This is a genomic window from Streptomyces asoensis, assembly GCF_013085465.1.
GTDB classification, from domain to species: Bacteria; Actinomycetota; Actinomycetes; order Streptomycetales; family Streptomycetaceae; genus Streptomyces; species Streptomyces cacaoi_A.
In genome coordinates this window covers 877453-893855 of the sequence record NZ_CP049838.1, presented here as the reverse complement: position 1 = coordinate 893855, position 16403 = coordinate 877453, and the positions used below count along the sequence as shown (strand labels likewise).

Sequence of the window (16403 nt, the reverse complement as noted above, 5' to 3'; positions counted from 1 at the left end):
TGACGGGCGGGTACGGCGTGAAGGGGGCGGTTTCATGGCCCGGAGGGTGCAAACCTGCCTGATGAGGCGGAAGGCGCCCCGCGTGTGCAACCGCTTCCCCCGCGTGCTCCCACGCGCCGGAGCGCTCATGGGTCACTCAGGGTTACCCGTGTGTTCGGCGCGCGAGCGGACGGCCGGGTGGCTAGCGTGAGGAACCGGACAACCCGTCTCACCGGAAGGCTGCGGTCATGGTCGTACGACCTGAGGGAACCCCTTGTTGGGCCGACGCGATGTTCAGCGACGTGGAGGGCGCCAAGACCTTCTACGGCGAGGTCCTCGGCTGGACCTTCGGCGACGCGTCGTCGGAGTACGGCAACTACACACAGGCCTACGCGAACGGCAAGGCGGTCGCCGCCGTCGTCCCGCCGATGCCCGGCCAGGAAGGCCAGTCGCAGTGGTGCCTGTACTTCGCTTCCCCGGACGCCGCGGTGACCGCCGGCAAGATCCGTGAGAACGGCGGTGAGGTGCTGATGGAGCCGATGCGGGTCGGTGACTTCGGCACGATGTGCCTGGGCCGCGAGCCCGGCGGCGCCGTGTTCGGCGTCTGGCAGGCGGGCGTCCACGAGGGCTTCGAGGCGCCGCCCGAGCAGCCCGGCGCGTACTGCTGGGCCGAATTCTTCACCCGCGAACCGGAGAAGACGGACGCGTTCCTCCCGGCCGTGTTCCCGTACACGGCGAAGCAGCTCCAGGACGACGCGGTCGACTTCCGGCTGTTCGAGATCGACGGCGACATGGTCCTCGGCCGTATGAAGATGACGGAGGAGTTCCCGCCCGAGATGCCGTCGTACGTCAACGTGTACTTCACGGTCGACAACTGCGACGACGCCGTGGCCAGGGCCACCAAGCTCGGCGGCGTTCTGCGATTCGGCCCGATGGACACCCCGTTCGGACGGTTCGCGGCGATCAGCGACCCGCAGGGCGCGAGTTTCTCCGTGATCGACGTCACCACCACCGCGGGCGACATGCCGCAGACCACGGACGTGTCCTAGCCACCGGCGGAGCGCCGGCGCGGCCGTGGCATGATCGGGCGCATGCGTGAACGAGTGGTGGCCGCGTGCGACGGGGCTTCGAAGGGAAATCCGGGACCGGCCGGCTGGGCATGGGTGGTCGCGGACGACACGGAGACACCGGCCCGCTGGGAGGCGGGACCGCTCGGCAAGGCGACCAACAACATCGCCGAACTCACCGCGCTGGAACGCCTGTTGGCCTCGACCGACCCGGCGGTGCCGCTCGAGGTCCGGATGGACTCGCAGTACGCCATGAAGGCCGTCACCACCTGGCTGCCGGGCTGGAAGCGCAACGGCTGGAAGACGTCCGCGGGGAAGCCGGTGGCCAACCAGGAGCTGGTCGTCCGTATCGACGAACTGCTCGACGGCCGCTCGGTCGACTTCCGCTATGTACCCGCCCACCAGGTCGACGGCGACCCGCTCAACGACTTCGCCGACCGCGCCGCCAGCCAGGCGGCCATCGTCCAGCAGCCGGCCGGCAGCGAGCAGGGCTCCCCGGAGCCGCCGGCCTCCCCGGACACCCCGAAGGCGAAGTCCGCGAAAAGCGGCCGCCCCGCCGGGGGCAAGTCCCCCCGGCGGGGCGGTGGTTCGGCGTCCCGCACGCTCAAGGCCAAGTTCCCCGGCCGCTGTGTGTGCGGCCGCCCGTACGCGGCCGGCGAGCAGATCGCCAAGAACGCGCAGGGCTGGGGGCACCCGGAGTGCCGTACGGCGGACGCCGACGCGGGCTGAGCGGCGCGTGGCTCACAGCACCACGCCGCGCCAGCCTCCGGTCTCCACGCCGCGCTCCTCGATGAACTCCTTGAAGCGCTCCAGGTCACCCTTGGTCTGCCGCTTCACGAAGCCCAGCTTGTCGCCGACGGTCTCGGTGACGCCCTCCGGCTGGAACTCCATCTGGAGCATCACCTTGGTGTGGCTGTCGTCGAGCCGGTGGAAGGTCACCACGCCGGCCTGCCGGGCCTCGCCGGAGACCGTGGTCCAGGCGACCCGTTCGTCCGGGATCTGCTCGGTGATCTCCGCGTCGAACTCCCGGCGCACGCCGTTCACACTGGTCACCCAGTGCGTGAGCGTGTCCGTTCGCTGCTCGATGCGGTCCACCCCGCTCATGAACGCGGGGAACGTCTCGAACTGCGTCCACTGGTCGTAGGCCGTGTGCACGGGCACGCCGACCTCGATGGATTCCTCGACCTGCGACACGATCGTCTCCTCCTTCGTCCTGGTGGTTCGTCTCGTCGCTGAGTGTCCGACGCGGGTACCCGTGGCCCGCGGGGCAAACCGGTGGGCGACGATCAGTCGGTGTCGAAGGTGTAGTGGGCGGTGTGATCGAGAAGGTCCGCCGGGGTGGTGTCGTTCCAGGGCTTCATCGTCTCGTGGAGGTCGACGACGTCCGGCGTCCCGCCGCCCGGGAGGTACGCGGACCCGGGATGCCGGCGCTGCCACTGGGCCCACAGCTTGTCGATGTAGGCGTGGTGCAGCCAGAACACCGGGTCGTTGGGGGAGACCCCGGTCGCCATCTGCCCGCCGACCCACACATGGACCCGGTTGTGCAGATTGACCCCGCGCCAGCCCTCCAGATGATTGCGAAAGCCTTCGGAGCCGCTGTTCCAGGGGGCCATGTCGTACGTCGCCATCGACAGCACCGACTCGACCTCGGCCCGGGTCGGCAGCTCACGGACGCCCGTGCCCAACGCGCGCCGGAGGTAGGTGCGGCCGTCCACACGGACGTTGACGGCCCAGTTGCCCGCCGAGGCGGCGAACGGCCCGTCCATCACCTGGCCGTCCCGGCTGCGCCCGCTGCCGCCGAGGAAGTCCGGCGCCCACAGCGAGGAACGCGGTGAACGGTCGGTGGACCAGTCCCAGTACGGCAGCGCCACCGAGGCGTCCACCGACTGGAGCGCCCGCTCGAACTCCAGCAGGAATCTGCGGTGCCACGGCAGGAAGGAGGGCGAACGGTGGCCGGTGCGCTCGCCGTTGTCGGTGTCACCCAGGATGAACCCGTTGTGCGTGGTGACGAAGGCGTCGTAGCGGCCGCTGCGCTTGAGTTCGAGGACGGCGGCGACGAACCGCCGCTTCTCGTCGGAGGACAGGGACGCCTGGTTCTTGCGGACGGTCATGTGCGGTGCTCCAAGTGTGCGCGGAAGTGGGGCGGTCGGCCGGTCAGCCGGCGGGGAACGGTACGAGTCGCGCGCCCTGGAGCTCGTCGACCGCGGCACGGGCGGCGGCCCGCGGGGTGGGCACCGGGTCGTAGTGGCTGACCACGCTGATCCAGGTCCCGTCGGCGTTGCGCATCACGTGCAGCTCGGCCCCGTCGACGTACACGCCGTAGCCGCCGCCGTGGTGATGGCCGCCGCCGCCGGTGGGCCGGCCCTGTATTCGGCGGCCCTTGTAGACCTCGTCGAATGACTCGGGGGAGCCGTGTGAGTCGTGGTGATGGTCGTCCGCCCGGGCGGCGGGGACGGCGACCAGCGCGGCACCGGTGACGGCGGCCGCCGCGGTGAGTGCGCGACGACGGCTGAGTTCCGGCATGCGGGACCTCCTGGGGTGCGTTCGGTTGACGACCCCGTATGCCTATCGACCTGGGGGAGAAAGGGAGAAATCACCCGAGAGGGGTTGGCTGCGATCCGGACAATCAATTACATGTCGTGCAATCTTTAACGAAGATGATCTTGTTGCGAGCGGGGGGTCAGGCCGGGCGGAAGGGGCAATTCCTTTCCGTGAACGCACCGCTTCCGGTGATCTTTCGCCTGCCGGCCTGTCCGCAGTGGTGTGGCCCACGTGGGGAAAGTGGCGTGATCGGGCAGGTGGGGCGTCCGTGGGCGGGTGCCGCGTCCTGCTACCCTGCGTCGTCAATCGACCACGTCTGGTAACTCCTGGGAGTGTGCGTGAAGGTCGCCTGTGTCGGCGGCGGGCCCGCCGGCCTGTATCTCTCGATCCTGCTCAAGCGACAGGATCCGTCCCACGACGTCACCGTCCACGAGCGCAACCCGGAGGGCTCCACCTACGGCTGGGGTGTCACGTACTGGCAGGGACTCCTCGACCGACTCCGCGTCTGCGACCCCGAGTCGGCGCGCGCGATCGAGGCGGAGTCCGTCCGCTGGAACGAGGGCGTCGCCCACGTACGGGACCTGGCGACCCGTCAGCCGGGCGACGAGGGGCACGGCATCGGCCGGCACAAGCTGCTGGAGATCCTCGCCGCCCGGGCCCGCGCACTCGGCGTGCGGCTGGAGTACGAGAGCGGGATCACCGGCGAGAACCTGCCGGACGCCGATCTCGTCGTGGCCGGCGACGGTGTCCACAGTGCCCTGCGCACGCACCACGCCGACGACTTCGGCGCCGAGCTCACCCCGGGGCGCAACTCCTACATCTGGCTCGGCACCACCAAGGTGTTCGACTCCTTCACCTTCGCGTTCGTGGAGACCGAGCACGGCTGGATCTGGTGCTACGGCTACCCCTTCAGCTCCGAGCAGAGCACCTGCGTCATCGAGTGCGCCCCCGAGACCCTGGCCGGCCTCGGCCTCGACCGGGCGAGCGAGGGCGACGGACTGGCCCGGCTCGAGAAGCTCTTCGCGCACATCCTCGACGGCCGGCCCCTGATCGGCCGCGCCGCCGCCGACGGCAGCACCCAGTGGCTGACCTTCCGCACCCTCACCAACCGCAGCTGGTACCGCGGCAACCTCGTCCTCCTCGGCGACGCCGCCCACACCACCCACTACTCGATCGGCGCCGGCACCACCCTCGCCCTGGAGGACGCCATCGCCCTCGCCGACGCCCTGCGCGAGAGCGCCGACCTGCCGGGGGCCCTCGCCCGCTACGAACAGGAACGCAAGTCCGCCCTGCTGTCGCTACAGAGCGCCGCCCGCTACAGCGCCCAGTGGTACGAGAACCTCACCCGCTACATCCACCTCCCCCCGGAGCAGATGTTCGCCCTGCTCGGCCAGCGTCACTCACCACTGCTGCCCTACGTCCCGCCCCAGCTGTACTACCGGCTCGACAGGGCCGCCGGGCAGCTGGGGGCCCTGCGCCGGTTGAAGCGCTGGCTGGGGCCGAAGCTGGCGCGCGGCGCCCACGCCAGGGCGCTGACCTCGCGAAAGTAGCCGGGAGGCGGTCTCGGCTGCACAGGCGCGCATGGGGTGAATGGCAATTCACTGCTAGGGTGAATTGCCATTCACCCTTTTTTCATTTCCTTCAGGCCGCTGGAGTGTCCATGGCGTCGCCCGCTCCGATACCCGCCCCGGCCGGGGGAGCCGCCGGCCTGCGGACCCGGCTCACCATCCCGGTCCTGGCGTACTGCGGCATCCTCATGGCGGTCATGCAGACCGTCGTCGTCCCGCTGCTGCCCGACCTGCCCCGGCTGACCGGCGCCTCGGCGGGCGCGGTCTCCTGGATGGTGACCGCCTCGCTGCTGTCCGGCGCGGTCCTCACCCCCGTCCTCGGCCGCGCCGGGGACATGTACGGCAAGCGGCGGGTGCTGGTCGCCTCGTTCGGCCTGATGGCCGCCGGCTCGGTGATCTGCGCCCTGACCTCCGACATCGGCGTGCTCATCGCGGCCCGGACGCTCCAGGGCGCCGCGTCCTCCGTCGTCCCGCTGTCCATCAGCATCCTGCGCGACGAACTGCCGCCGGAACGCCGGGGATCCGCCGTGGCGCTGATGAGCTCCACCGTGGGGATCGGCGCCGCGCTCGGGCTGCCGGCGGCGGCCGTCGTCGTGCAGTACGCCAACTGGCACGTGATGTTCTGGGTGACCGCCGCGCTGGGCGCCACCGGTGTCGCGCTGATCCGGTGGGCGGTGCCGGAGTCGCCCGTGCGCGAGCCCGGCCGGTTCGACGTGACGGGGGCGCTCGGGCTGGCCGCCGGGCTGATCAGCCTGCTCCTCGCCGTGTCCCAGGGCGGCCAGTGGGGCTGGGGGAGCGCCCGGATCGTGGGTCTGTTCCTCTTCGCCGTGATCGTCCTCGGCCTGTGGTGGTGGCACCAGCTGCGCGCCGAACAGCCCTTGGTGGACCTGCGGTTGGTGTCCCGGCCGAGGGTGGGCCTGTCCCATGTGGCGGCGCTCCTGACCGGCTTCGCCTTCTACGCGAACTCCCTGGTGACCGCCCAGTTGGTGCAGGCGCCCGAGGCGAGCGGGTACGGACTCGGGCTGTCCATCGTCCAGACGGGCCTGTGCCTGCTGCCCGGCGGCATCACCATGCTGCTGTTCTCGCCGCTCTCCGCCCGCATCTCCGAGACACGCGGGCCGCGGATCACCCTCGCCCTCGGCGCCGCCGTCATCGCCTCCGGGTACGCCCTGCGCATCGTCGACAGCCGTGACCTGTGGATGATCATGGTGGGGGCGACGGTCGTGGCGACCGGCACCACCCTCGCCTATTCGGCGCTGCCCTCGCTGATCCTGCGCGCCGTCCCGCCCGGACAGACCGCCTCGGCGAACGGCTTCAACGTGCTGATGCGGACGATCGGCCAGGCCACCTCGAGCGCCGCCGTCGCCGCCGTCCTCGTGCACCACACCGGCCTCGTCGGCGGAGTACCGGTGCCGACCCTGCACGGCTATCTGCTGGCGTTCGGCGTCGCGGGCGCGGTGGCCCTGGCCGCGGGCGCGGTGGCGCTCACCATCCCCGGCGACGCCGGACCGGACGACACACGGCGTGTCCGCGGCCGTACCCGCCCCGTCAGCGACGGGGCGTTGGAGGGAGCATGAGTGCCGTGAGCACTCCATCCGACGCCTCGGCCGCGACCGACCCGCCGGCCCCCGCCCGGCGCGACGCCGAGGCGACCAAGGCGGCGATCCTGCGCGCCGCCCGGTACTTCCTCGCCCGCCAGGCACACGCCGACATCACCCTCAAGGCCGTCGCGGAGCGCGCCGGGGTGAGCGCGCCGCTGGTCCTGAAGTACTTCGGCAACAAGGACGCGCTGTTCGCCCGGGTGATGTCCTTCGAGGAGGACGCCGACGCCCTGCTCGACGCCCCGCTGGCCGAGTTGGGTTCGCACATGGTCCGGCACGTGGTGGCGAGCCAGCGCGAGCGCGGCGCCGACCCCGTGCTGCGCATCGCGTTCGCGCCCCTGCACGGCGACCACGGCGACATCCTGCGCGCCAACTTCCGCACCCAGGTCACCGAACGTCTGGCCGCCCGCCTCATCGGCCCCGACCCGGGGATCCGCGCCGAACTCGCCGTCGCCACCGTGCTCGGCCTGGGCGTGATGTTCGGCATCGCCCGCGGGAGCGAGCTCAGGGCGGCACCGATCGAGCAGATCGTCGACCGGTACGGGCCGACTGTCCAGGCCCACCTGGACAGTCCCTGACCGTCCCCGGACGTCCCCGACCGTTGCTAGGGGAACAGCCGCCCGTGCAGGGGCGCGCGGAACACCCGGTGCGGGTCCAGTCGTTCCAGCACGGCCGCCGCCTCGTCCCACGCGCCGCCGAAGGACTCCGGCACCGCCGTCCCGAGCACCTCCCCGTCGCTCCACGCGGCCTCGTCCGTGTACCCCCAGCCCTTCGACCACTCCACCCGGGTGCGGGCGTGCGTGCCGTCGTACGCCGACAGCAGGAAGTGCTCCAGCTCGCGGTAGAACGCGTCGGCGTACGGCGTCCCCGGCAGCGTCAGCACGTCCAGCCACACGGCCGTGTCCCACTCCGGGTGGTCCGGGTCGGGCCGCAGCGCGGAGAGCGACGGCGCCCGGGCACCGGTGAGTCCGGCCTCCGCCGGATCGTCGAGACCGGTCACCCGGATCTCCACCGACCCGTTGACCGGGAAGCGGCCCAGGGCGGCGTACGCGGTCAGCCGCTCCCGGTAGAAGGAGGTGAACTCGGAGACGACACGCTGGACCTGGTCCCGGCCGGTCAGGACCGCGTACCCGTTGGCGTGCACCCGCAGGGTGGTCGGCCTGATGTACAGCAGCGTGTTCTTCGACGGCCCCCAGATGTCCGCCGACAGGGTCGCCACGAGCCCGAGCGCGGCCACGTCGAGCTGGGCGTTGCCGAGCACCGGCGCGAGATACCAGGCCGCGTCCGAAACCATCCGCCCGGCCAGGTCCGCCACCGGCGTCGGCACGTTGTCGGAGAAGGGGTAGGGGTACGGCGACGTCACGCGCCGCGAGGTGAGCGGCTTGGCCGGTTCGACGGACCACACCTTGAACCAGGGGAACTCGGTGAACGCGAACCAGATGGCCTCGACCCGCCCCTCGGCCTCCAGGAAGCCGGCCAGGCTCCGTCCGTCCGTGCCGGGCGCCGCGAACAGCTCCTTCGCCGGAATGTCCGTACGGCTCACGCACCGCAGGTTGCTGTTCGCCCCCACCCGCAGCACCACCTCGGTGACCAGCGACCGCCCGAGATGCGTGAGCAGCGCCGCGCAGTCCGCCTCGTCGCGGCGGTACGTCCGCAGGGCGTAGGCCCCGCTGTCCGCGTCCCACACCACGGCCGTCAGGGAGAGCACGCGGTTGCTGAGCGAGCCGTACGTCTGTCCGGGCAGCCGCTGCTCGCCCCGTGCCGGTACGGCGGTGCCGTGCGCGTCGACGGCGAGGGCGCCGCCCAGCGTGAGGTCCCCGGGGGCCGGTGCGGCGGTGACGCCGAGGCCGTGCCCTTCGAGGTAGGTGAGCAGAACCTCCAGCGTGACCCCCGCCCCGGCCCGCACCTCGTCGGCCGCCGCCAGGGCCAGGCCGGTCAGATGCGCGGCGGTGTCGACGAGCAGGACCGGCGCGTCCGCGGGCAGCCCCTCCGGGACGGTCAGGGGCGACCAGCCGTGCGAGGCGCCCCGGGGCCGGACCGTCCAGCCGTGCCGATAGGCCCAGTTGACGACGTCCACCGCCTGGGCTGGGTCCTCGGGCGCGCAGGCCCACAGGCCGGTCACGGTGATCTCGCCGTCCCAGTTGCGGTACGCCGTGCGGGAGAGGGGCACGTCCGGGGGAAAGTCCGGTAGCTGCTGCGCCGCGACGGCCGGATCGGCGGCCACCAGGACGGGCGCGCCGAGCAGGGCGGCGGCCGCGGTGCCCAGGAAGCCACGGCGGGTCCAGGAGGGGTCCCCCGGCTGATGGTTGCTCACTGAACGATCGGTCACGCGCTCACGGTAGGGGCCGGTCGGCACATACGGCCGCCGTATCGAACAGTGTCACTCGTGAGGGTGAAAGATTCACAGGTGGCGGCCCGGAGCGGCCCGTTCCGCACCAGGTCACGCCGGATGACAGACTGACGCCATGGACGAGCGCGAATTCGGTAGGTCTGGTCAGCACGCATCCGTCGTCGGTCTCGGCACCTGGCAACTGGGCGCCGACTGGGGAGACGTCGACGACAAGGAGGCCCTCACCGTTCTGGAGGCGGCGGCCGAGTCCGGGGTGACCTTCTTCGACACCGCCGACGTATACGGCGACGGACGCAGCGAGCAGACCATCGCCACGTTCCTGAGCGGCCGGCCCGACCTGCACGTGCTGGTCGCCACCAAGATGGGCCGCCGCGTCGACCAGATCCCCGAGAACTACGTCCTGGCCAACTTCCGCGCCTGGAACGACCGCTCCCGCCGCAACCTCGGCGTCGACCGCATCGACCTGGTGCAGCTGCACTGCCCGCCCACCCCCGTCTACTCCAGCGACGAGGTCTTCGACGCGCTCGACACCCTCGTCGAGGAGGAGCGCATCGCGCACTACGGCGTCAGCGTGGAGACCTGCGCCGAGGCCCTCACCGCGATCGCCCGGCCGGGGGTGGCGAGCGTGCAGATCATCCTCAACCCGTTCCGGTTGAAGCCCCTGTACGAGGTGCTCCCGGCGGCCCGTGCGGCCGGCGTCGGCATCATCGCCCGCGTCCCGCTCGCCTCCGGCCTGCTCTCCGGCAAGTACACCAAGGACACCGTCTTCCCGGAGAACGACCACCGCGCCTACAACCGGCACGGCGAGTCCTTCGACCAGGGCGAGACGTTCTCCGGTGTCGACTACGCCACCGGCGTCGAGGCCGCCGTCGAGTTCGCGGCCCTCGCGCCCGAGGGGTACACGCCGGCCCAGCTGGCGCTGCGCTGGATCATCCAGCAGCCCGGCGTGACCACCGTCATCCCGGGCGCGCGCTCGCCCGAGCAGGCCCGCGCCAACGCCGCCGCCGCCAAGCTCCCGGAGCTGACCGAGGAGACCCTCGCGGCGGTCCGCGACCTCTACGACCGGCGCGTCAAGGAGCAGGTCGAGGGACGCTGGTAGCCGGAAGCCGGGCGGCGGACCGAGAGAACCGCCGTTCACGGGGTACTCGCCGGGAGAGAGGGGACCGACCACTCGAACGGGAGGACTGCACAGGTGACGGACACGGCGGCGAAGGCCGAGCAGCGCACGGGGCGGGACGAGACCGAGGAGGAGAGAGCCGACCGTATGTGGGGGGAGCTGATCCAGGAGATCAGGGTCGCCCAGACGGGCGTGCAGATCCTCTTCGGCTTCCTGCTGACCGTCGTGTTCACGCCGCGCTACGCGGACCTCCAGCACGTCGACCAGGTCATCTACATCGTGACCGTGGTCCTGGGCGCCTGCGCGACGGGCGCCCTCATAGGTCCCGTCTCCCTGCACCGCCTGGTCTCCGGGCGGCGGGTGAAACCGCAGGCGGTGCGGTGGGCGTCCCGGCTGACCTTCGTCGGCCTGCTCCTGCTGCTCGCCACCATGACCGCCTCGCTGCTGCTGATCCTGCGCGTGGCCACCCACGACGAGTTCGTGCCCTATCTCGTCGCGGGTGTGTTCACGTGGTACGCGCTGTGCTGGTTCGTGTTGCCGCTGTGGACCCGCCGCCGCTACACGACGGACTGAGCCGCACCACCGGCTTCGGGCACGGTGCGGGCACCGCGCAGCGCGGTGATACAGCTGCCGATCGCCTGCTGGAGCTCCTCCAGCCGCTGGACCATGTCGTCCTCGTAGAACTCCTGCGTGTCGACGTCGTCGAAGGTCAGCTCCTCGAACACCTTCGTCGCCCGCTGGAGGCTGCTGTAGAACTTCGTGCGCCGCTCCTGGACGCGCAGCTCGGGGTCGGCCTCGACGGTCTCCACGACCAGGCTCTTCATCGTGTCGTAGGCATCGCTCGCCCACTCGCCGGCGTCCTCGTCGTCGTTCAGCTCGTCGAGCAGCGAGAGGTGCCGCTCGGCCTCCTGACGCAGCTCGACGGGCGCGTCGAGGGTCTGCCCGGCGGGCGTCTTGATCTGGCCGGACTCGGCGATCTGACGCACGTACCCGATGCGGTCGGCCGAGCGGCTCTCGGTGGCCACGGCCTTCTTCAGGTCGTCGGTGCGCACGACGTCCCGGGCCAGCTCGATCTGGAGATCGGGGTCCTCCTTGATGCGGTCCAGGAGGGCGGCGCGGGCCGCGCGGGCCGTCGAGGGGTCGGCGAGGATCGCGGCGCGCAGGGCGGTGGGGTTCTCCGCGACCTCCAGCGCCTTCGTCGGCCGGATGCCCTCGGCCTCGGCGGCCTCCGCGATGGCGGTACCGCGCTCGGAGGTGGCGCTGGACCGGGAGACGTAGTAGGTCAGCCACACCTCCGCGTCCGGCAGCTCGACCTCCTGGCCCGGCGCGAGCTCCTCGAAGTGCGGGACGAGACCGTCGTCCGCCGCCCGGTCCCAGGCCTTGTAGTACCGCATGACACGCTCGGGCGAGCAGCCGGCCAGTTCGGCGAACTCCTTCGCCGACACCTTCGGCGTCTCGTCCGCGCTCTGCCCGCCCGGCCGGACGCTGCGCGCCACCATCAGGCCGAAGGCCCACCCGCCGGTCCGCGCGTAGACGCCGAACTCACGGGCGTCCCGCGCCACGAGGTCGGACAGGGGCGCGGGGGACGTCTGGGCGGACGTCTCGGGCAGGTCGATCGCCAGGGTCACGGATGACTCTCCTCTGCGGGCTGCTGGACGTAGGATCGGCACTGCGAAAGTGCAGACCGGCAGCCTATTGCACCTCTTGGCGATGCATTGCCGGACCCGCGCGCGGGCCGGGCGGCCCGTCAGCCGAAGGCGTTCCGCAGCGCGGGCAGCAGGGTCTTCTCCGACCAGTCCAGGTACGCGGGCTGGCTGTCCCCGCCGATCTGCACCAGGGCGATCTCGGTGAACCCGGCCTCGGCGTACGGACGTACGGCCTCGACGAAGTCGTCCGGGTCGTCGCCGCAGGGGATCGAGGCGGCGACGTCGTCGGGCGTCACGAACTGGGTCGCCGCGTCGAAGGAGTCCGGGTGGGGCAGTTCGGAGTTCACCTTCCAGCCGCTGCCGAACCAGCGGAACTGGTCGTGCGCCCGCTGCACGGCCGCGTCCCGGTCGGGGTCGTGGCAGACCGGAAGCTGGCCCACCCGCGGCTTGCCCGCGCCGCCGTGGCGGTCGAACGCCGCCAGCAGATCCGCCTTCGGCTCGGTGGCGATCACGAGGTCGGCCAGCCGGCCCGCGAGTGCGCACGACCGCTCGCCGGAGACGGCGATGCCGATCGGCGGCGGCTCGTCGGGCAGGTCCCACAGCCGGGCCGAGTCCACGTCGTAGTGGGTGCCGTGCCGGGTCACATGCCCACCCTCGAACAGCGCGCGGATGATCTCCACGGCCTCTTCGAACATCTCGTGCCGCACGTCCACGGACGGCCAGCCGCCGCCCACCACATGTTCGTTGAGGTTCTCCCCGGAGCCCAGGCCCAGCCGGAAGCGCCCCTCGGACAGCAGTTGCATCGTCGCGGCCTTCTGCGCCACCACCGCCGGGTGATAGCGGAAGGTCGGACACGTCACGTACGTCATCAGCGGAATGCGTGACGTCGCCTGGGCGGCGGCGCCGAGCACGCTCCACGCGTACGGCGAGTGGCCCTGCGAGCGCAGCCACGGAAAGTAGTGGTCCGAGGTCACCGAGAAGTCGAATCCCACCTCCTCGGCACGTACCACGTGGTCGACCAGGTCACGAGGGCCGGCCTGTTCGGTCATCATCGTGTATCCGATTTGCACCATGGGGCCCGAGTCCCCGGCTGCCGGGGGAGGAAACAGGCGTCCGGGACGGGAGACAAACCGTCGATCATCGTCCGACGTCCGGGAGAGGATGCGGGTATGAGCGCCCGCCCGCTGCCTTCGAGCCCCCCGTCCGCCCAGGGCGTCGACGCCACCGGCGTCCTCGCCTTCCTCGACGCCGTCGAGGCGAGCGAGGTCATCGAGCCGCACAGCCTGATGATCCTGCGCCACGGCCGCCTCGTCGCCGCCGGCTGGTGGGAGCCGTACACCCCCGACCGGCTCCATCTGCTGTACTCGCTCAGCAAGAGCTTCACGTCCACGGCCGTCGGGTTCGCCGTCGCCGAGGGGCTGATCGGACTCGACGACCCCGTGCTCTCGTACTTCCCGGAGCTCGACGCGGACATCACCGACCCGCGCAGCCGCGCGATGCTCGTGCGGCACGTCGCGGCGATGGCGAGCGGGCACGAGGAGGAGACGTACGAACGGGCGCACGCGCTCGACCCCGACGACCTCGTCCGGGGCTTCCTGCTGCTGCCGCCGGACCGCGACCCGGGAACCGTGTTCGCGTACAACCAGCCCGCCACCTACGCGCTCGCCGCGATCGTGCAGCGCGTCACCGGAGAGTCGCTCACCGCGTATCTGCGGCCGCGCCTGCTGGATCCGCTCGGTATCGGCGAGGTCGCCTGGCTGACCGGCCGGTCCGGCCGTGAACTCGGCTTCAGCGGGCTGCACGGCACCACGGACGCGATCGCCCGGCTCGGGCAGCTGTATCTGGACGGGGGCGTGTGGGAGGGCGAGCGGCTGCTGTCCGAGGAGTGGGTGGCCGAGGCGACCCGCGAGCACACGGCGACGGCGCCCGGTGCGACGGCCGACGCGGACCGCATGGACTGGGAGCGCGGCTACGGCTTCCAGTTCTGGCGCTCCCGGCACGGCTACCGCGGCGACGGGGCCTACGGACAGTTCTGCGTGGTCCTGCCCGAGTACGACGCCGTGATCGCCACGACGGCGGCGACCGGCGACATGCAGGCCGTGCTCACCCTCGTCTGGGAGCATCTGCTGCCCGCGTTCCGGCCGGAACCGCTGACGGGCCAGGAGGACGCCGATGCCGCCCTCGCGCGGCGCCTGGCGCACCTCGCCCTGCCCCCGGCCCCCGGCGCGCCCGCGCCACCTGGGCGGGGCGGGGAGTGGTCGGGCGCCGAGTTCACCCCCTGCGGCGGTGTCTGCGCCGACCAGCCGCAACTGACCGCAGCCGTCGTCACCGGGGACACCGGCGGCTGGACGCTGAGTCTCGTCGAGGAGCCGGGTGGCCGGCGGCTGGAGCTGCCCCTGGGGGCCGGCGGCCAGCAGGTGGGCGAGGGTCCTCCGCCCACCGCGGTGAGCGGCGGCTGGACCGACGGCGACACCCTCGCGGTGCACATCGTGTTCCTCGAGACCCCGCACCGCCTGCGGGTGACCTGCTCTCTCACCGACCGGACGTTCACCGCCCGTTGGGACACGAAGCCGCTGCACGGCGGCCCGCTGCGTTCGCTGCGCGCACCGCGCCGGCCGCCCCGGTCAGGCGGCTGAACCCGGCCGGAAGGTCCGCAGGAACGTGTCCAGGGCCTCGCGGCTGGCGCTCTTGTCCCAGTCCGCGGCCGGCGTCGTCCAGCGCAGCGAGAAACTGCGTTGCCCGCCGAGGAGGAAACCGCGGCCGAACGTGCGCACCTGTGCGCCGTCGACGTCCACGAGCCACTCCATGTCGGCGGCCTTGTACCCCTGGTACGTCGTCGCCTCGATGTCGCCGAGCCGACGGAAACCGTCGTCCTTCTTGAGATTGGGCTCGACGTCCTCGCGCCAGACGGCCACCGGGTCCGGTCCCGCGCTCTCGCTGTAGGTCACCGCGAGGGTGCGCGGATCGCCGGTCGCCCCGAAGGTGACGCGGTACGCCCGGTCGGCGCCGCGCGTGGTCTCCAGCGGCTTCCAGCCCTTGGGGAGCGCGACCGAGAAACCCTCGGGCGCGCGGTACACGCGGTAGCCCTCGGGGAGGGCGTCGGCGGTGGCGGGCGCCGAGGGCGAGGACTCCGGGGAGGTGCTCGGCGACGGGCTGCCCGGCGCGGTCGGGGTCGGCGTCGGCGTCGCGGGGTCTCTCTCGCCGGCGTCCTCGCCGGGTGCCGCGGCGGACGCGGACGGCCGGGCCTGCGCGCCGCCCCCCGCGGTGTCGTCGGTGTCGGGCAGTTGGTGGGTCACGGCGAGGGCGGCGACCGCCACGGTGACGACGGCCAGCGCCGTCCCGGCCGCCATGGCCCGGCCGCTCCACTGCGGACCGACGTACCGGGCGGCGACGCAGGCCCGCTTCAGCCGGGGAGCCTGCATGACGGCGTGCGGGTCCTCGTCCAGCACCCGGGTGAGGGACTGGCGTACGACCGTCCTGGTCAGTCGCTCCCGGGAGTCCTTGCGCAGCAGCCCCTGCACGGTCTGGGTGAGCGAACCGGCCCGCAGCGGAGTGCGCAGCGGCAGCCGGTCCACCCCCTTCAGCGTGCTCTCGGGCCGGTCCCGGTCCCGGTACGGCGGCCGTCCCTCGACCATCGTGTACAGGATCGCGCCCAGCGCCCACAGGTCGGCCGCGGGACCGATCCGGTCGTCCCGCGCCTGCTCGGGGGAGGCGTACGCCGGGGCCGCCACCCGCGGGGCGAGGGTCGCGCCCGCCAGCCCGAACCCGGTGAGGACGAGGGGACCCCGGGCCCGCACGAAGACCTGACCGGGGCTCAGCTCGCCGTGGGTGATGCCCTCACCGTGCGCGACCTCGAGCACGTCGAGCAGCTCCAGCCCGATCGCCGCGGCCTTGGCCGGACTGAACGCCCCCTTCTGCTCGAGGAGTTGACTCAGGGGCAGACCGTCGATCCACTCGGTGACGGTCCACAGGGAACCCGCCTCCTCCACGGCGTCGACGACCGCGGCGATCCGCCCGGGACACAGCCGCGCCATCGTCTCCGACATGCGCACGACCCGGTCGGCGGCCTGGCGGGCCTTCTCCTCGCCCTGGCCGGCCGGCAGCCCGATCCTGGTGACCAGGCAGGGCCGGGACGCCCCGGTGTCCTCGACGTACTCGCCGTACCAGCCGACGCGGTTCGTCTCCCGGTGGACGACGTCGAGCAGCCGGTACCTCCCGGCGACCAACTCGTGCGTGGAGACGTGCGTCTTGACCATGGCCATCCCTCGCTGAACCGCCGGACTCACCTTTCCCAGTGGTACGACCGGCGCGAGGGGGTCCGTTCAATTGGACCGCAACTCCGGGGTGATTCCTGTCTTTTATTCAAAAAGGGCGCCGCTTTGGCCCGAGTGCATGTACGAGAAAAGGGAATTGCCGGGGGTCGTCCTGGGTCCGTCCTGCGGTGTAACCAGCGGTAAACAAGCCGGGCGGGACTCGTCGAGGTTCCCGGGAACGACCTTCTCGACCGCGATGCATTCCTGCTCGGAGGCCCTCC

15 protein-coding genes are annotated in these 16403 nt (G+C 71.8%); 8 read left to right on the top strand and 7 right to left on the bottom strand.

Annotated elements, in window-relative coordinates:
* Nucleotides 1-227 precede the first annotated feature (227 nt).
* A complete protein-coding gene (locus G9272_RS04070; RefSeq protein WP_171395246.1) occupies nucleotides 228-1028 on the top strand; it encodes a VOC family protein in 801 nt (266 codons plus the stop codon).
* A 30-nt stretch (nucleotides 1029-1058) separates the two neighbouring features.
* Nucleotides 1059-1775 carry a ribonuclease H family protein gene (locus tag G9272_RS04065; RefSeq protein WP_171395245.1) on the top strand — a complete coding sequence of 239 codons (717 nt, stop codon included), beginning with the start codon at nucleotides 1059-1061 and terminating at the stop codon, nucleotides 1773-1775.
* Between the two features lie 12 nt (nucleotides 1776-1787).
* Here G9272_RS04065 and G9272_RS04060 read toward each other — a convergent pair whose 3' ends face one another.
* The 3 genes from G9272_RS04060 to melC1 all read right to left on the bottom strand — a co-directional run bounded on the left by G9272_RS04060 (nucleotide 1788) and on the right by melC1 (nucleotide 3569).
* Complete coding sequence (locus G9272_RS04060) at nucleotides 1788-2240, bottom strand: SRPBCC family protein (protein ID WP_171395244.1); 453 nt, start codon at nucleotides 2238-2240, stop codon at nucleotides 1788-1790.
* A 92-nt stretch (nucleotides 2241-2332) separates the two neighbouring features.
* Nucleotides 2333-3157 (bottom strand): tyrosinase MelC2, encoded by an 825-nt coding sequence (gene melC2 / locus G9272_RS04055; RefSeq protein ID WP_171395243.1) that lies wholly within the window; start codon nucleotides 3155-3157, stop codon nucleotides 2333-2335.
* Nucleotides 3158-3200: 43 nt separating this feature from the next.
* Nucleotides 3201-3569 carry an apotyrosinase chaperone MelC1 gene (melC1, locus tag G9272_RS04050; RefSeq protein ID WP_171395242.1) on the bottom strand — a complete coding sequence of 123 codons (369 nt, stop codon included), beginning with the start codon at nucleotides 3567-3569 and terminating at the stop codon, nucleotides 3201-3203.
* A gap of 356 nt (nucleotides 3570-3925) precedes the next feature.
* On the opposite strand from melC1, the gene G9272_RS04045 reads away from it, so the two are divergent.
* The 3 genes from G9272_RS04045 to G9272_RS04035 all read left to right on the top strand — a co-directional run bounded on the left by G9272_RS04045 (nucleotide 3926) and on the right by G9272_RS04035 (nucleotide 7334).
* Nucleotides 3926-5137: an FAD-dependent monooxygenase gene (locus G9272_RS04045; RefSeq protein ID WP_253267698.1), complete on the top strand. Its 1212-nt coding sequence runs from the start codon at nucleotides 3926-3928 to the stop codon at nucleotides 5135-5137.
* Nucleotides 5138-5247: 110 nt separating this feature from the next.
* Complete coding sequence (locus G9272_RS04040; protein WP_171395240.1) at nucleotides 5248-6732, top strand: MFS transporter; 1485 nt, start codon at nucleotides 5248-5250, stop codon at nucleotides 6730-6732.
* Nucleotides 6729-7334, top strand: a complete 606-nt coding sequence (locus G9272_RS04035; protein ID WP_171395239.1) for a TetR family transcriptional regulator — start codon at nucleotides 6729-6731, stop codon at nucleotides 7332-7334. Before G9272_RS04040 ends, G9272_RS04035 begins: the two co-directional genes overlap by 4 nt.
* A 26-nt stretch (nucleotides 7335-7360) precedes the next feature.
* Here G9272_RS04035 and G9272_RS04030 read toward each other — a convergent pair whose 3' ends face one another.
* Entirely contained in the window at nucleotides 7361-9085 is a 1725-nt protein-coding gene (locus G9272_RS04030) for a cholesterol oxidase substrate-binding domain-containing protein (protein ID WP_253267697.1), read from the bottom strand.
* 136 nt (nucleotides 9086-9221) lie between these two features.
* Here G9272_RS04030 and G9272_RS04025 point away from each other — a divergent pair, with 136 nt between their 5' ends.
* Together G9272_RS04025 and G9272_RS04020 are read left to right on the top strand one after the other, a co-directional pair.
* On the top strand, nucleotides 9222-10205 hold the full coding sequence (locus G9272_RS04025) for an aldo/keto reductase (protein WP_171395238.1): 984 nt from the start codon (nucleotides 9222-9224) through the stop codon (nucleotides 10203-10205).
* A 165-nt stretch (nucleotides 10206-10370) separates the two neighbouring features.
* Nucleotides 10371-10796, top strand: a complete 426-nt coding sequence (locus G9272_RS04020; protein WP_253268163.1) for a DUF6328 family protein — start codon at nucleotides 10371-10373, stop codon at nucleotides 10794-10796.
* Here G9272_RS04020 and G9272_RS04015 read toward each other — a convergent pair.
* Together G9272_RS04015 and G9272_RS04010 are read right to left on the bottom strand one after the other, a co-directional pair.
* Nucleotides 10781-11851: a hypothetical protein gene (locus G9272_RS04015; RefSeq protein WP_171395236.1), complete on the bottom strand. Its 1071-nt coding sequence runs from the start codon at nucleotides 11849-11851 to the stop codon at nucleotides 10781-10783. The genes G9272_RS04020 and G9272_RS04015 overlap by 16 nt on opposite strands.
* Before the next feature lie 119 nt (nucleotides 11852-11970).
* Nucleotides 11971-12942 (bottom strand): LLM class F420-dependent oxidoreductase, encoded by a 972-nt coding sequence (locus tag G9272_RS04010; protein WP_171395235.1) that lies wholly within the window; start codon nucleotides 12940-12942, stop codon nucleotides 11971-11973.
* A gap of 96 nt (nucleotides 12943-13038) precedes the next feature.
* Between G9272_RS04010 and G9272_RS04005 the strand changes: the two genes are divergently transcribed.
* Nucleotides 13039-14505 carry a serine hydrolase domain-containing protein gene (locus G9272_RS04005; protein WP_171395234.1) on the top strand — a complete coding sequence of 489 codons (1467 nt, stop codon included), beginning with the start codon at nucleotides 13039-13041 and terminating at the stop codon, nucleotides 14503-14505.
* Here the strand turns inward: G9272_RS04005 and G9272_RS04000 are convergent.
* Nucleotides 14494-16131, bottom strand: a complete 1638-nt coding sequence (locus tag G9272_RS04000) for a serine/threonine protein kinase (protein WP_171395233.1) — start codon at nucleotides 16129-16131, stop codon at nucleotides 14494-14496. The two genes, G9272_RS04005 and G9272_RS04000, sit on opposite strands and share 12 nt — an antisense overlap.
* Between the last annotated feature and the right edge of the window lie 272 nt (nucleotides 16132-16403).

Coding starts and splice junctions, on each gene's coding strand:
- G9272_RS04035 (WP_171395239.1), top strand. CDS start 6,729: ATGAGTGCCGTGAGCACTCCATCCGACGCCTCGGCCGCGACCGACCCG.
- melC1 (WP_171395242.1), bottom strand. CDS start 3,569: ATGCCGGAACTCAGCCGTCGTCGCGCACTCACCGCGGCGGCCGCCGTC.
- G9272_RS04000 (WP_171395233.1), bottom strand. CDS start 16,131: ATGGCCATGGTCAAGACGCACGTCTCCACGCACGAGTTGGTCGCCGGG.
- G9272_RS04005 (WP_171395234.1), top strand. CDS start 13,039: ATGAGCGCCCGCCCGCTGCCTTCGAGCCCCCCGTCCGCCCAGGGCGTC.
- G9272_RS04065 (WP_171395245.1), top strand. CDS start 1,059: ATGATCGGGCGCATGCGTGAACGAGTGGTGGCCGCGTGCGACGGGGCT.
- G9272_RS04010 (WP_171395235.1), bottom strand. CDS start 12,942: ATGGTGCAAATCGGATACACGATGATGACCGAACAGGCCGGCCCTCGT.
- melC2 (WP_171395243.1), bottom strand. CDS start 3,157: ATGACCGTCCGCAAGAACCAGGCGTCCCTGTCCTCCGACGAGAAGCGG.
- G9272_RS04020 (WP_253268163.1), top strand. CDS start 10,371: ATGTGGGGGGAGCTGATCCAGGAGATCAGGGTCGCCCAGACGGGCGTG.
- G9272_RS04040 (WP_171395240.1), top strand. CDS start 5,248: ATGGCGTCGCCCGCTCCGATACCCGCCCCGGCCGGGGGAGCCGCCGGC.
- G9272_RS04025 (WP_171395238.1), top strand. CDS start 9,222: ATGGACGAGCGCGAATTCGGTAGGTCTGGTCAGCACGCATCCGTCGTC.
- G9272_RS04070 (WP_171395246.1), top strand. CDS start 228: ATGGTCGTACGACCTGAGGGAACCCCTTGTTGGGCCGACGCGATGTTC.